Source organism: Ruegeria sp. SAZA006 (genome assembly GCF_059613465.1).
In genome coordinates this window covers 485,535-498,993 of sequence record NZ_JBXWSO010000004.1, presented here as the reverse complement: position 1 = coordinate 498,993, position 13,459 = coordinate 485,535, and the positions used below count along the sequence as shown (strand labels likewise).

14 protein-coding genes are annotated in these 13,459 nt (G+C 61.2%); 8 read left to right on the top strand and 6 right to left on the bottom strand.

What is annotated here, in order from left to right; all coding sequences use genetic code 11:
* Positions 1-30: 30 nt before the first annotated feature.
* Positions 31-774 (bottom strand): heme-dependent oxidative N-demethylase family protein, encoded by a 744-nt coding sequence (locus AC2FNZ_RS05175; RefSeq protein WP_496839751.1) that lies wholly within the window; start codon positions 772-774, stop codon positions 31-33.
* A gap of 123 nt (positions 775-897) precedes the next feature.
* Here AC2FNZ_RS05175 and dddP point away from each other — a divergent pair, with 123 nt between their 5' ends.
* Positions 898-2,241: a dimethylsulfonioproprionate lyase DddP gene (dddP, locus tag AC2FNZ_RS05170; protein ID WP_496839749.1), complete on the top strand. Its 1,344-nt coding sequence runs from the start codon at positions 898-900 to the stop codon at positions 2,239-2,241.
* 3 nt (positions 2,242-2,244) lie between these two features.
* On the opposite strand, the gene AC2FNZ_RS05165 is transcribed toward dddP, so the two are convergent.
* Complete coding sequence (locus tag AC2FNZ_RS05165; protein ID WP_141138468.1) at positions 2,245-2,439, bottom strand: hypothetical protein; 195 nt, start codon at positions 2,437-2,439, stop codon at positions 2,245-2,247.
* 236 nt (positions 2,440-2,675) lie between these two features.
* Here AC2FNZ_RS05165 and AC2FNZ_RS05160 point away from each other — a divergent pair, with 236 nt between their 5' ends.
* Positions 2,676-3,914: a bifunctional alpha/beta hydrolase/OsmC family protein gene (locus tag AC2FNZ_RS05160; protein WP_496839748.1), complete on the top strand. Its 1,239-nt coding sequence runs from the start codon at positions 2,676-2,678 to the stop codon at positions 3,912-3,914.
* 22 nt (positions 3,915-3,936) lie between these two features.
* On the opposite strand, the gene AC2FNZ_RS05155 is transcribed toward AC2FNZ_RS05160, so the two are convergent.
* The 3 genes from AC2FNZ_RS05155 to AC2FNZ_RS05145 form a co-directional block, all read right to left on the bottom strand.
* Entirely contained in the window at positions 3,937-4,296 is a 360-nt protein-coding gene (locus tag AC2FNZ_RS05155) for a hypothetical protein (protein WP_093962428.1), read from the bottom strand.
* Between the two features lie 10 nt (positions 4,297-4,306).
* Entirely contained in the window at positions 4,307-4,861 is a 555-nt protein-coding gene (locus AC2FNZ_RS05150; RefSeq protein ID WP_254444179.1) for a hypothetical protein, read from the bottom strand.
* Positions 4,862-4,972: 111 nt separating this feature from the next.
* The gene (locus tag AC2FNZ_RS05145) at positions 4,973-5,305 is read right to left on the bottom strand and encodes a hypothetical protein (RefSeq protein ID WP_170587249.1); all 333 of its coding nucleotides are present in this window, start codon (positions 5,303-5,305) and stop codon (positions 4,973-4,975) included.
* Positions 5,306-5,392: 87 nt separating this feature from the next.
* Here AC2FNZ_RS05145 and purB point away from each other — a divergent pair, with 87 nt between their 5' ends.
* The 5 genes from purB (at position 5,393) to AC2FNZ_RS05120 (ending at position 9,827) form a co-directional block, all read left to right on the top strand.
* Positions 5,393-6,697, top strand: a complete 1,305-nt coding sequence (purB, locus tag AC2FNZ_RS05140) for an adenylosuccinate lyase (protein WP_170338031.1) — start codon at positions 5,393-5,395, stop codon at positions 6,695-6,697.
* Between the two features lie 127 nt (positions 6,698-6,824).
* Complete coding sequence (locus AC2FNZ_RS05135; protein ID WP_141138470.1) at positions 6,825-6,977, top strand: adenylosuccinate lyase; 153 nt, start codon at positions 6,825-6,827, stop codon at positions 6,975-6,977.
* Positions 6,978-7,078: 101 nt separating this feature from the next.
* Positions 7,079-7,618 carry a tetratricopeptide repeat protein gene (locus tag AC2FNZ_RS05130; RefSeq protein WP_496839747.1) on the top strand — a complete coding sequence of 180 codons (540 nt, stop codon included), beginning with the start codon at positions 7,079-7,081 and terminating at the stop codon, positions 7,616-7,618.
* 66 nt (positions 7,619-7,684) lie between these two features.
* Positions 7,685-8,785 carry a flagellar motor switch protein FliG gene (locus tag AC2FNZ_RS05125; RefSeq protein WP_496839746.1) on the top strand — a complete coding sequence of 367 codons (1,101 nt, stop codon included), beginning with the start codon at positions 7,685-7,687 and terminating at the stop codon, positions 8,783-8,785.
* Positions 8,786-8,903: 118 nt separating this feature from the next.
* On the top strand, positions 8,904-9,827 hold the full coding sequence (locus AC2FNZ_RS05120; protein WP_496839745.1) for a lysophospholipid acyltransferase family protein: 924 nt from the start codon (positions 8,904-8,906) through the stop codon (positions 9,825-9,827).
* A gap of 8 nt (positions 9,828-9,835) precedes the next feature.
* Here AC2FNZ_RS05120 and AC2FNZ_RS05115 read toward each other — a convergent pair whose 3' ends face one another.
* A complete protein-coding gene (locus AC2FNZ_RS05115; RefSeq protein WP_480694699.1) occupies positions 9,836-10,537 on the bottom strand; it encodes a DUF1223 domain-containing protein in 702 nt (233 codons plus the stop codon).
* Positions 10,538-10,763: 226 nt separating this feature from the next.
* Between AC2FNZ_RS05115 and acnA the strand changes: the two genes are divergently transcribed.
* Complete coding sequence (gene acnA, locus AC2FNZ_RS05110) at positions 10,764-13,454, top strand: aconitate hydratase AcnA (RefSeq protein ID WP_260063187.1); 2,691 nt, start codon at positions 10,764-10,766, stop codon at positions 13,452-13,454.
* Positions 13,455-13,459: the final 5 nt, after the last annotated feature.

The following is a 13,459-nucleotide window of genomic DNA, read 5'->3' as shown; positions in this document are numbered from 1 at the left end:
ACCAGAAGACCCTCCTTGGAGGCCCCGCCATCAGGCGGGGTTTTCCATTTCTGGCAGATACTCGACCGACACGACATAGGTGTGGATCGAGAACACCACGGCCCGTGTCTCGGGCAACCGCAAAAGCGTTTGCCGCTCGCTGCGTAGATAACGGGTGGTACCGCTGTCACGGATCTCGCGCGGGGCGCTGGCGCTTCGGGGCTGGTGCAGTTCGGGATCGTCATACCACAGCGCGTTGAACCGCCACAAAGGCCGGTCGACCTGAATCCCGTCGAACAGGCGCTGAACCCGGCGCGCGATGTTGGGGTCATAGCTGTCGACCGGCTCGTGAATGGCAATCAGCGGGCGCATGAATTTCTCGGACAGACGCCAGCTGGCGGGAAAGCACAGGATGGCACCGGTCAGTACATGCTCGTCGCCCTGTTTCTGCAGGATGCAGAAATCCTCCTGCGCCAGAAGGCAAAGCGTATCCAAAGGGGTGTCGCGGTCAATCGGCACAGCGACCCCGTCCGGGCGCTGCGCGGTGTCGGTCGCCTCGGGATAGGCCTGCGCCAAGACCAGATCCAGCAGTTCGACGGCGGCCGGGTGCGCCTGCGCGTCCAGCGCCAGAACGTCGCCCCGGCGGGTTTCAAGCAGTTGTTGGCGGTGGCGCATCTGCGCGGCAAAGGCATCATCGCGATGCAGCCAGTCCTCCATCGTGGTCGGCGCGATCCCCGGCAGCGGGCGCTGTTGGGTCGGATCGTAGGGCAGTGTCTGTTGCAGAATGACTGTCATGGCGTTGGGTTAGCACTCAAAACAGGCCATGTCGGTCAAAAAGCGACTGGCAAATCGTCGCAATTCACCCAGACGGGGCCGCCCTGCCCCTTCAGGCTGAACCGGCAAGCAGGGAGGCGCGCCGTGAACCACCACTACCGAGACACCCGCAAGATCGACCCCAGCCGCGGCGCGACGCTGGGCGACGGCACGCCGAACGACAATGACCGGATCGAGATCGGCCCCACCCAACTTGCATTCAACGAATGGGCCGCCGCCGGTTTGCAGTTGCCCAACCTGGACCGGATGCGCGAATATCGCTGGAAGCGGTTGACCCAGGCGATCGTCGATCGGGGCTATGGCGGGCTGCTGATGTTCGACCCGCTCAACATCCGCTATGCGACCGACAGCACCAACATGCAGCTGTGGAACACACACAACCCGTTCCGGGCGGTGCTGTTGTGCGCCGATGGCTACATGGTGATCTGGGACTACAAGAACTCGCCCTTTTTGTCGAAATTCAACCCGCTGGTGCGGGAACAGCGCTCGGGCGCGGACTTGTTCTATTTCGACAGGGGCGACAAGGTGGACGTACAGGCGGACGTGTTCGCCAACGAGGTGCGCATACTGATGCAAGACCACGCCCCCGGCCACACCCGGCTGGCGGTGGACAAGATCATGCTGCACGGCCTCCGCGCGCTCGAGGCGCAGGGCTTCGAGATCATGGAGGGCGAGGAAGTCACCGAAAAGACCCGCGCCATCAAGGGCCCTGACGAGATCCTTGCCATGCGTTGCGCCAGCCACGCCTGCGAAACCGCCGTGGCCGAGATGGAGAAGTTCGCCCGCACCTATGTTGGTGATGGCAAGACCTCCGAGGATGACATCTGGGCCGTTCTGCACGCCGAAAACATCAAGCGCGGCGGTGAATGGATCGAAACGCGCCTGCTGGCCTCGGGGCCGCGCACCAACCCGTGGTTTCAGGAATGCGGGCCGCGGATCACTCAGAAGAATGAAATCATCGCCTTTGACACCGATCTGATCGGCAGCTACGGCATTTGCGTCGACATCTCGCGCACTTGGTGGATCGGGGATGAAAAACCCCGGCCCGACATGGTCTATGCCATGCAGCACGCGCATGAGCACATCATGACCAACATGGGCATGCTGAAGCCCGGCGTGATGATCCCCGAGTTGACCGCCAACTGCCACAGGCTGGACGACAAGTTCCAGGCGCAGAAATACGGCTGCCTGATGCATGGCGTGGGCCTGTGTGATGAATGGCCGTTGGTGGCCTATCCCGACAAGGCGGTGCCAGGCTCATATGATTATCCGCTGGAACCCGGCATGGTGCTGTGCGTCGAGGCCGCCGTGGGCGAAGTCGGCGGCGATTTCTCGATCAAGCTGGAAGATCAGGTTCTGATCACCGAAGACGGCTTTGAGAACCTGACCCGCTATCCGTTCGATTCCGCGCTTATGGGGCTCGACTAGGTCTCAATCCGCCCAGTGAGAGCGACGCACATTTCCGTGCCAATCCTCAAGCACCGGCTCTGCCGATGCGCCCGGTGAAAACGTGTCTTGGGGCCAGTGCAGTCCGGCGGCAAATCCGATGGCCGTGGCCAGAAGGACAGCAACCGCCGTACCGACCTGTACAGCTTCGAAATGCGCTGCGTTTGTCGAATGTGTCATCTCCGCGCTCCTTGATCCTTTGTTTCGGTTAGGCCGAACATGGGAGCTTTTGAATCATTGTAAAAACGAATTGTTGTTCGCTTAGAATTCACAAATTGTGATCACTTCCCGGACAAAGGGCGCCTCACGGTCACCGCCTGCGCTCTCACCTTCCCGTGACGGTCCTGTCACAAGGGTTGAGACTGCACTGCCTTGTTCACAGTATTGCGCCTAGCATCACAGCCTGAGGACCCGACATGCCCACAGAACGCGTCACATTTTCCGGTCACGATGGTGGCAAACTGGCTGCTCGGCTGGATCTCCCCGATGGGCCGGTGCTGGCAACTGCGTTGTTTGCGCATTGCTTTACCTGCTCCAAGGACATTCCCGCGGCCCGGCGCATCAGCGCGCGGCTGGCCGCGATGGGATTTGCCGTTCTACGGTTCGACTTCACCGGGCTGGGCCATTCCGAAGGCGAGTTCGCCAACACGACTTTCACTTCGAACGTTGAGGATCTGATCGCCGCTGCGCAGTTTCTTGCGGACCGGAACATGGCGCCCGACCTGCTTGTCGGGCATTCTTTGGGCGGGGCCGCAGTCTTGCGGGCGCGGGCCGGAATCCCCTCGGTCAAGGCGGTGGTCACGATCGGCGCCCCGGCCGACCCCGGCCATGTGGCTCATCACTTTGAAGACGCGCGGGGCCAGATCGAACAGGATGGCAGCGCGGAAGTTCTGCTGGGTGGGCGCCCCATCCGCATCGGTCGAGAGTTTGTGCGCGACATCTCTGAATCCAAACTGACACCCTCGATTGCCGAGTTGAAGGCCGCGCTGCTGATCCTGCATGCGCCGCGCGACGAAACCGTAAGCATCGACAATGCCAGCACGATTTTTCTGGCCGCCAAGCACCCCAAAAGCTTTGTCACGCTCGATGACGCAGACCACCTGATCACCCGTCCAAAGGATGCAGAATACGCCGCTGACGTCATCGCCGCATGGGTATCCCGCTATGTGCCGCTGTCGCCGCCCGCCCCGCCGCCGGGCGCGCCCGAAGGCGTGGTGCGCGTGACCGAGGTGGACCCGGGCGGTTTTCTTCAGGACATTCAATCAGGTCCAAGCCATCATGCCGTAGCAGATGAGCCGGCCTCTTACGGCGGGGCCGATCGCGGCATGTCGCCTTATGGCTTCGTTTCTGCCGGGCTTGGGGCGTGCACTTCGATGACCATCCGCATGTATGCGCGACGCAAGCAATGGCCCCTGACCGGGATCAGCGTGGATGTCTGTCACAACAAGGTGCACGCGCAGGACGCGGGGCTGGCGGGGGATGGAAAGATCGACCAGTTCCGCCGCAAGATCCGACTGGACGGACCGCTGGACAACGCCCAGCGGACCAAACTTCTTGAAATCGCCGACAAATGCCCCGTGCACCGCACGCTTGAGAATTCGGCGCATATCACCACCGAACTGCTGCCGCCGGAATCGGTTTCGGCTCCGGCGTGACCCAATACCCGTTTCGGAGGAACTATCGCCGTGGCGCAGGCCTGTGAATCGGGGGCCGTGCCGCTGGTGGGCGGGCCACGGGCGGTCGAGGACGCGCCGGCGGCTTGGCGATCGGAGGTTTCGGCCGCGCAGGCGGTTTCGCAATTGGCGGCTTGGGTTTGGGCGGCGGTTTTCCACCCGGCGGTTTACCCGGCGGCGGAGGACGGTCCACGTCAATGTCGACATTCACGTTGCGGTAATAGTCGTTCCACAGCATCGAGTCATAGAACGGGTCATATCCGTATCCTACGCCGACCGTGACACCCTCACAGCCCGAGAGGGTAAATCCACCGGCCCCAAGCCCCAGAACGATGACGGATCGCTTCAAAAATGTTCTTGCCATTGTCACGCCCTCACTGCATCGACCGGAATGACGCGAAGATGGCATTCAGATCCTCGACATAGCCAGGATCTGCACCGTCGCGCAGGATGGTCACTACAACCGCAACACGGTTGCGCGGCAGGTCGATCACCGTCGCGGTGAAGTTGATCCCGCGCCCGTCACGGGTGCCAATGCCGCGAATGACCCGGGCCGGCAAACCGCCGATGCGCATGTTCGCGTCACTTGTCACCTCTGGGTTCTTCACCAGAAACTTGTCGACATCCTGCAAGTAACGGACCCCGTCCTCGATGCTGGCAACGCCGAACGGCGACACGAATCCGATCCAGACCGAGTCATCTGTGACCGGGCGCGCAGCCATCACCCGGCTTACGGACCGGGTATCGCCCAGTTGTGTATCCTCAAGATCGCGTGGGCCGCCCGTGCGCAGCATCCAGAAATCCGGGACATCGAACTGAAACAGCGCACGCCCCCCTTCGGTGTAGGTGACCGGCGTATCGCTCAGCCCCGCACCCGCCATCCCGACCCAAAAAGCCGCTCCGATGGCAAAAAGGTTTTTCTTAAACAAGCTGATATCTCTATTTGTTGGTGTCATCGTCCCGAGGATGAGCGATGCAACCCGCGCTTGTCCAGTTTTTATAGAGTTTTGCTCAGGGGCCAGCCCGACCTGCATTGCCGCCTAGTCTGCATATACCCCGACTGTCGCATCGCCCGCCTCACCCACAAAGCGGATCCGCGTACCGTCCGACTGAACATCGTAACAGGCCCAAAAGTCAGACGGTGGCCAGATCGAACAATATCTGTCATCCCGCACCGCCCAGCGCCCCGAGCTGGGTCGACCCGAGAAATACTGCGTGGCCATAGACGGCTCGAAGACCTGTGTGGCTCCGTTGTCATAGGCCAGCGTCCGGCCTGACAGGGCGTTGAGAATCTGCGCGCCCGTCAGCGGTCGGAACGTGTCGGCCGCCAGAATTCCGGGCCAAACCAACAAAATCAGGGCAAACCGTCTCATCCCGCGTCTCCTGCCTTGTCCCAACGGTCCGGCGAGTCTATCACCCGCGCCAACACCCATTGCCAACCGAAAAAGGTGCCGCCGCCCATGATTCCCCGCTATTCCCGCCCCGAAATGGTTGCCGTCTGGTCGCCCGAGACCAAGTTCCGCATCTGGTACGAGATCGAGGCCCATGCCTGCGACGCGATGGCCGATCTGGGCGTCATCCCGCGCGAAAACGCCGAGGCCGTCTGGAAGGCCAAGGACGTGGAATTCGACGTGGCCCGCATCGACGAGATCGAGGCCGTCACCAAGCATGACGTCATCGCCTTTCTGACCCATCTGGCCGAGCATGTCGGCAGCGATGAGGCCCGTTTCGTCCACCAGGGCATGACCAGCTCGGACGTGCTGGATACCTGCTTCAATGTGCAGCTGACCCGCGCCGCCGACATCCTGATCGCCGATCTCGAAGGCCTGCTGGCCGCTCTCAAGCGCCGCGCCTACGAGCACAAGGACACTGTCCGCATCGGCCGCAGCCACGGCATTCATGCCGAGCCCACCACCATGGGCCTGACCTTCGCGCGCTTCTATGCCGAGATGGACCGCAACCTGTCACGGATGCGCGACGCGCGCGCCGAGATCGCCACCGGCGCCATCAGCGGTGCGGTCGGCACCTTCGCCAATATCGATCCGCGCGTCGAAGAGCATGTCTGCGAAAAGCTGGGCCTGGTGCCCGAGCCGATCAGCACGCAGGTCATCCCGCGCGACCGCCATGCGGCCTTCTTTGCCACGCTGGGCGTGATCGCCAGCAGCATCGAGAACATCGCCATCGAAATCCGCCACATGCAGCGCACCGAGGTTCTGGAGGCCGAGGAGTTTTTCTCCAAAGGCCAAAAGGGCTCGTCGGCGATGCCGCACAAACGTAACCCGGTGCTGACCGAAAACCTGACCGGCCTGGCCCGGCTGGTGCGCATGACCGTGATCCCGGCGATGGAGAACGTGGCCCTTTGGCACGAGCGCGACATCAGCCACAGCTCGGTCGAGCGCAATATCGGCCCCGACGCCACCGTGACCCTGGATTTCGCCCTGTCGCGCCTGACCGGGGTGATCGACAAGCTGGTGGTGTATCCGGACAACATGCTGGCCAACATGAACAAGTTTCGCGGTCTGGTCATGAGCCAACGCGTGCTGTTGGCCCTGACTCAGGCCGGCGTCAGCCGCGAGGACGCCTATCGTCTGGTGCAGCGCAACGCGATGAAGGTCTGGGAAGAAGGCAAGGACTTCAAAACCGAACTGCTGGCCGACCCGGACGTGACCGCAGCGCTGAGCAAGGAAGAGATCGAAGAGAAATTCGACCTCGGCTATCACACCAAGCATGTCGACACGATCTTCGAGCGGGTGTTCGGCGAGTAACCCTCGACGCAGGAACGGCTTTTGTTGGGGCCCGGGTCGCACAGCACGATCCGGGCCCCTGTCTTTTGCGGAAACGTCCGAAATCGGCTATGCTGGGTGGGCAATTTCCGTTCAAGGAGAGCCCACCATGATCCGCACGACCCTCTGCGCACTGGCCCTTGCCCTGTCTGCGTCGTCCGCATTCGCCTGCCAGGGCCACAGCAAGCAATCGCAATCCTGTGCGCCCGGCACGACTTGGGATTCGGCGTCGGAAAGCTGCGTGAAAAACGCCAGCAGCTGAATTCTTGTCCTACTTGTGAATAAAAGCGAGCCATTGGTTGTTAGCTTTTTTGAAGAACGCACTATGCTTCTTGCGAGCAGCCCTTGGAACGGAGTAGGACAATGCGCCTTTTGATGGCCACGGCACTAGCCCTTCAGACCTTTGCCTTTGCCCCTGCGGTCAGCGCCGCCGGCGGTGACAGCAGCCCCCCAAAACCAACAAACACCACCAAGAAATGCCTGTTCGGCCGCGTCTATGACGAAGCAGCCGGCCGTTGCGTCAAGCCGAACAAGACCAATTTCGGCGAAGAGCAATTGTATCAGGCCGTGCGCGAGCTTGCCTATGACGGCCAGTTCGAAAATGCGCAGAACGTGTTGCGGGTCATGGATCAAGACGATGATCGCGTTTTGACGTATTGGGGTTTCACCTACCGCAAAATGGGCGAAGCCGAGCTGGCCAACACCTATTACCAACGCGCAATCGAAACCAATCCTGACAACATTCTGGCCCGCAGCTACATGGGTCAGGGATATGTCACCGAAGGGAAAACCGAACTGGCCATCGCGCAATGGCGCGAGATCAAGGCACGCGGAGGAGAAGGCACCTGGGCCGAAGCCTCTCTGCGCGAGGCGATCCGCACGGGGCTGACTTACAGCTACTAGGTTCAGTCTTTCTTTACTCGACTCTCGCTAATCTGCCTGCGGAACAAAAATTGACACCGCAGGCAGATGCAAGATTCACATGCTTTGGTAAATACCGCGCCGGGCAATTCTGCTCCGGCCGCGAAACAGACGGATGACGCCCCTCGCGTCGTTCCTCGTCAACTCACGCCCGGCCAGAAGGCCGCCATCATCGTACGCCTGCTGTTGAACGAGGGGGCCGATCTCCCGTTGGAGGAGTTGCCCGACGAACTGCAGGAACGGCTGACCCTCCAACTGGGCCGGATGGGGCTGGTTGACCGCGTGACCCTCGCTGCGGTCGCGCAAGAATTCGCAGATGCGCTGGACAGCGTCGGACTTGCCTTTCCTCACGGCTTGGCCGGGGCGCTGGACGCGGTAAATGGCAAGATTGCCCCGGCGACCGCTGCCCGGCTTCGCAAGGTCGCGGGTGTGCGCCAGGTTGGTGACCCATGGCTGCGCCTGCGTGACACCCCTGCAGCAGACCTCGCGCGTATGGCTCAGGCGGAAAGCACCGAAGTTGCAGCCGTTATGCTATCCAAGCTCGATACGGCAAAGGCAGCACAGTTGTTGGCGCAATTGCCCGGGCCGGTGGCCAGACGGATTACCTATGCCGTGTCAAAAACCGCCAACGTGACGCCCGAGGCGGTGGAACGGATCGGCTGGTCGCTGGCCGCGCAACTCGATCAACGCCCGGTTCCGGCCTTCACCGATTCACCCGACGCGCGCGTCGGGGCGATCTTGAACCAATCCCCCCCATCCACGCGTGACGGGCTGCTGGACGCGCTTGACGAGGAGGATTCTGAGTTCGCCAGCGCTGTTCGCAAGTCCATTTTCACCTTTGCGCACATCGCCATGCGTATCGCTGCACGGGATGTGCCTGCCATCCTGCGCGAAGTCGATCAATCACTTCTGATAACCGCTCTGGCTGGCGCAAGAGCCGAGGATGACAAAGCCTCGGTCGACTATCTGTTGTCCAACGTATCCGCACGGATGGCCGACAGCCTGCGCGAAGAAATTGCTGAACGCGGCAAGGTCAAGCAGGCCGAAGCAGAGGAGGCCATGACCCAGATTGTCGGGGCGATCCGCACACTTGTGGACGCAGGCACTATCACCTTGGTCGAAGCGGATGCCGACGGCAATGACGACTAAGGGCTGCCTGCCGCTGGCTCGGATGCCGTAGAACCCGGGATCGGGACAATACTTGTGGTTGTTGCGCGCCGGCTGTATGTCTGAATCCGCAATTCACAACACCCGGTGAGATCCCCCGATGCCCGTCGAAAAGTCGGAACTGAGCCGTTTTGAGCTTGGTCAATACTATGTCGCCAACCTGTTCCTGAAAGGCATGATCGGCGCAATGCGTCTTTTGCCCTATGAGCCGCGCATTGCGACGATGGGGGCGTTCGTGCGCGGGTTGGCTCCGGCGGTTGGGTTCACCAAACGCGTGCGCAGCAACCTGAAACTGACCTGCCCTGACCTGCCCGAGACCGAAGTGAAACGCATTTGCCGTGCGGTGCCCGATAACGCGGGCCGCGCGATCATGGAACACTTCTCGCCCGAGGATTTCACTGAACGGCAGAAGAACGCAAAAGTATCAGGTTCAGGAATCGCCGCCTTTGAACAAGCGGTGGCCGAAGGTCGGCCGGTGATGATGATCACCGCACATTTCGGCCACTACCTTGCTGCGCGGATCGCATTGCAGGCGCGCAGCGGCAAGCCGATTGGCTGCCTGTACCGCCGCATGGCCAATCCGTATTTCAACGAGATGTATGTCGACGCCTTCCACAAAACCGGCGAGCCGATGTTCGAACAAGGCCGGCGCGGCATGGTGGAAATGGTTCGGTCCCTCAAGAAGGGCGGCATCATCGCCATCGTATCTGACCTGCACGCCCATGGCGGTGAAGAGCTGACGTTTTTTGGCAAACCCGCAGTCACGTCGGTTTTGAACGCGGAATTGGCAATGAAATACGATGCCGTTCTCATTCCTTGTTATGCGGTGCGCCAAGCCAACGGTATCGATTTCGAGATCGTTTTGCATGATCCGGTGCCGCATACGGACCCCAAGACCATGACCCAGTTCATCAACGATGACCTGGAAGGCATGGTGCGGGAACACATGGGCCAATGGTTCTGGATTCACCGACGGTGGAAAGCCTGGAATGGGCTGGGTGTGCAGCCTCAGGACATGCCCTGAGCCGCAATCTATTTCACCCTTGTTGAAGCGATGATCGGGCCGTTGCCAGTGCCCTGAATCAGAACCACGGCAGGCAGGTCCGAAGACAGTTCGATCTGAAAATCCTGTTCAGCCGACCCGTTCCATCGGCCCGCATTGTGCCATTCCTCAACGACATTCGCGTAGTCCAGATCGTGTCCGGCCAGCTCGCCCCGTCGAATCGACGCGTGGCGCAAGGGCGTGTATTGCACGACCACCACGTCATAGTTTTTCGCAGCGGCGAGATCGACCGGAGCAACGCGGACCGTTACCATGTTCCCGGACCTCTGCGCCGAAACCGACGCGGTGGGCGCGGCGGTCAAATGCGCGTCGATCAATCGGTTCAAATCGCGGGTTTTGGCACCGACGACATCCTGCTGTCCATTGATCACCATCTGAGGGGTATAGATCATCGAACGGCCGCCGCGCCGCGCATACGCTCGTTGACGGTCCGTATGCGCCGGATCGGCATACTCGTCCTTCCAACCGATGTAGTCCCAATAGTCCACGTGCAGCGCCAAGCCGATCACGTCGTCGCGCTTGGCGAGATCGTGCATGATCGCATCTGCCGGCGGGCAGGACGAACACCCCTGCGAGGTAAACAATTCGACCACCACTGGGCTGTCCGCCCAGGCCGAAGACGCCGACAGGAATACGGACGCAAGAACTGTGGTCAGGGCTGATCTTTTCATTTCACTCTCGGTTTGAAGGGCCTGCAAGCACCGGTGTACTCCGCCACCGGATCAAGCGCCAATCAAGGTTTCTTGAGACAGGTTTCGGCGGCAATCCGCAAAAATGTGTGCAATGGTATACAAAAATTGCCGCACCCGCCCTGTTGGACCTTGAACCGCAGGCCTTGGTGATGCAGATACCGCTCAGCGAATCCCAATTCCACGTCATTTGAGAGGGAGGCCACAGATGCCCATCAAAGTCGGACAGGATACCGCCAAGACACGCCGCAGCCTGAGCGTGAATGGCAAGTCCATCTCGTATTACTCGATCCCCGCCGCGCAAGAGGCCGGCCTGGGCGATTTCTCCAAGCTTCCCGCCGCGCTGAAAGTGGTGCTGGAAAACATGCTGCGGTTCGAGGACGGCGGTTTTTCGGTCTCGGTCGATGACATCAAGGCCTTTGCCGAATGGGGTGCCAACAACGGGAAGAACCCGCGCGAGATCGCTTACCGCCCAGCCCGCGTGCTGATGCAGGACTTCACCGGCGTTCCGGCCGTTGTCGATCTGGCCGCGATGCGCGACGGCATCAAGGCGCTGGGTGGCGACGCCCAGAAGATCAACCCGCTGAACCCCGTCGATCTGGTCATCGACCACTCGGTCATGATCGATGAATTCGGCAACCCGCGCGCCTTCCAGATGAACGTGGACCGCGAATATGAGCGCAACATGGAGCGCTACCAGTTTCTGAAATGGGGCCAGAGCGCGTTCAACAACTTCCGCGTCGTGCCGCCGGGCACCGGCATCTGCCACCAGGTGAACCTGGAATACCTGGCCCAGACCGTCTGGACCGACACCGACCAGAACGGCGAAGAAGTCGCATATCCCGACACGCTGGTCGGCACCGACAGCCACACCACTATGGTCAACGGCATGGCCGTTCTGGGCTGGGGCGTCGGCGGGATCGAGGCCGAAGCCGCGATGCTGGGTCAGCCGATCTCGATGCTGATCCCCGAAGTGATCGGGTTCGAACTGACCGGCGAGATGGTCGAAGGCACCACCGGCACCGACCTGGTTCTGAAGGTCGTGGAGATGCTGCGCGCCAAGGGCGTGGTGGGCAAGTTCGTTGAATTCTACGGCGAAGGCCTTGACCGTCTGCCGCTGGCCGACCGCGCGACCATCGCCAACATGGCCCCCGAATACGGCGCGACCTGCGGCTTTTTCCCCATCGACAACGAAACCCTGCGCTACCTGCGCAACACTGGCCGTGACGAGGACCGCATCGCGCTGGTCGAAGCCTACGCCAAGGAAAACGGTTTCTGGCGCGACGAGAACTATGCCCCGGTCTACACCGACACCCTGACGCTGGACATGAGCACCATCGTTCCGGCGATCTCGGGTCCCAAGCGTCCGCAGGACTATGTGCCCCTGACCAACGCCAAGGCTGCCTTCCGCCAGGAAATGGAAAACACTTTCAAGCGCCCGATGGGCAAGGAAGTGCCGGTCAAAGGCGAAGACTACACCATGGAATCGGGCAAGGTCGTGATCGCTTCGATCACGTCGTGCACCAACACCTCGAACCCCTATGTGATGATCGGTGCGGGCCTTGTCGCACGCAAGGCGGCGGCTTTGGGCCTGAACCGCCAACCGTGGGTCAAAACCTCTCTGGCCCCGGGATCGCAGGTCGTATCCGCATATCTTGAGGCCGCTGGCCTGCAGGAAGATCTGGACAAGATCGGCTTCAACCTCGTTGGTTATGGCTGCACCACCTGCATCGGCAACTCGGGCCCGATCCAGAAAGAGATCTCGGAAGCCATCGCCGAGGGCGACCTTGTGGCGACCTCGGTCCTGTCGGGCAACCGCAACTTCGAAGGCCGGATCTCGCCCGACGTGCGCGCCAACTACCTGGCTTCGCCGCCGCTGGTGGTTGTCTATGCGCTGGCCGGCACGCTGGACATCGACCTGACCTCAGAACCGATCGGTCAGGACAAGGACGGCAACGACGTCTACATGAAAGACATCTGGCCGACCCAGAAAGAGATCGCCGAACTGGTCGAGGCAACCGTAACCCGCGAGGCATTCCAGTCGAAATACGCTGATGTCTTCAAGGGCGACGAGAAATGGCAATCGGTCGAAACCACCGATGCCGAGACCTATGACTGGCCGCCGACGTCGACCTATATCCAGAACCCGCCCTACTTCCAGGGTATGGGGGCACAGCCGGGCACCATCTCGAACATCGAAGGCGCCAAAGTTCTGGCCATTCTGGGCGACATGGTCACCACCGACCACATCTCGCCGGCTGGTTCGTTTGCAACCACCAGCCCCGCGGGCAAATACCTGCTGGAGCGCCAGGTGCAACCGCGCGAGTTCAACTCGTACGGGTCGCGCCGTGGCAACCACGAGGTCATGATGCGCGGCACCTTCGCCAACATCCGCATCAAGAACGAGATGCTGGACGGCGTCGAGGGTGGTTACACCAAAGGCCCCGATGGGCAGCAGACCTCGATCTATGACGCATCGATGGCCTATCAGGCAGAAGGCACTCCGCTAGTCGTGATCGGTGGCGAGCAGTATGGCGCCGGTTCCTCGCGGGACTGGGCGGCCAAGGGCACCGCGCTGCTGGGCGTCAAGGCCGTGATCGCAGAAAGCTTCGAGCGTATCCACCGCTCGAACCTGGTGGGCATGGGCGTCATCCCCTTCGAGTTCACCGCAGGCGACAACCGCAAGACGCTGGGCTTGAAAGGCGACGAGACCTTCTCGATCCACGGTCTGGACACGATCCAGCCGCTGCAGGAGGTGCCCTGCACCATCACCTATGCAGACGGGACCGAGAAGACCATCACGCTCAAGTGCCGCATCGATACCGCACCCGAGATCGAATACATCGAAAACGGCGGCGTGCTGCACTATGTGCTGCGGAACCTGGCCAAGGCCAGCTGAGCCGG

What these genes read in the sequence shown, in the direction of transcription:
- AC2FNZ_RS05175 (WP_496839751.1), bottom strand. Translation starts at nt 774, where the DNA reads ATGACAGTCATTCTGCAACAGACACTGCCCTACGATCCGACCCAACAG.
- AC2FNZ_RS05165 (WP_141138468.1), bottom strand. Translation starts at nt 2,439, where the DNA reads ATGACACATTCGACAAACGCAGCGCATTTCGAAGCTGTACAGGTCGGT.
- AC2FNZ_RS05160 (WP_496839748.1), top strand. Translation starts at nt 2,676, where the DNA reads ATGCCCACAGAACGCGTCACATTTTCCGGTCACGATGGTGGCAAACTG.
- AC2FNZ_RS05155 (WP_093962428.1), bottom strand. Translation starts at nt 4,296, where the DNA reads ATGGCAAGAACATTTTTGAAGCGATCCGTCATCGTTCTGGGGCTTGGG.
- AC2FNZ_RS05145 (WP_170587249.1), bottom strand. Translation starts at nt 5,305, where the DNA reads ATGAGACGGTTTGCCCTGATTTTGTTGGTTTGGCCCGGAATTCTGGCG.
- purB (WP_170338031.1), top strand. Translation starts at nt 5,393, where the DNA reads ATGATTCCCCGCTATTCCCGCCCCGAAATGGTTGCCGTCTGGTCGCCC.
- AC2FNZ_RS05135 (WP_141138470.1), top strand. Translation starts at nt 6,825, where the DNA reads ATGATCCGCACGACCCTCTGCGCACTGGCCCTTGCCCTGTCTGCGTCG.
- AC2FNZ_RS05130 (WP_496839747.1), top strand. Translation starts at nt 7,079, where the DNA reads ATGCGCCTTTTGATGGCCACGGCACTAGCCCTTCAGACCTTTGCCTTT.
- AC2FNZ_RS05125 (WP_496839746.1), top strand. Translation starts at nt 7,685, where the DNA reads ATGCAAGATTCACATGCTTTGGTAAATACCGCGCCGGGCAATTCTGCT.
- AC2FNZ_RS05120 (WP_496839745.1), top strand. Translation starts at nt 8,904, where the DNA reads ATGCCCGTCGAAAAGTCGGAACTGAGCCGTTTTGAGCTTGGTCAATAC.
- AC2FNZ_RS05115 (WP_480694699.1), bottom strand. Translation starts at nt 10,537, where the DNA reads ATGAAAAGATCAGCCCTGACCACAGTTCTTGCGTCCGTATTCCTGTCG.
- acnA (WP_260063187.1), top strand. Translation starts at nt 10,764, where the DNA reads ATGCCCATCAAAGTCGGACAGGATACCGCCAAGACACGCCGCAGCCTG.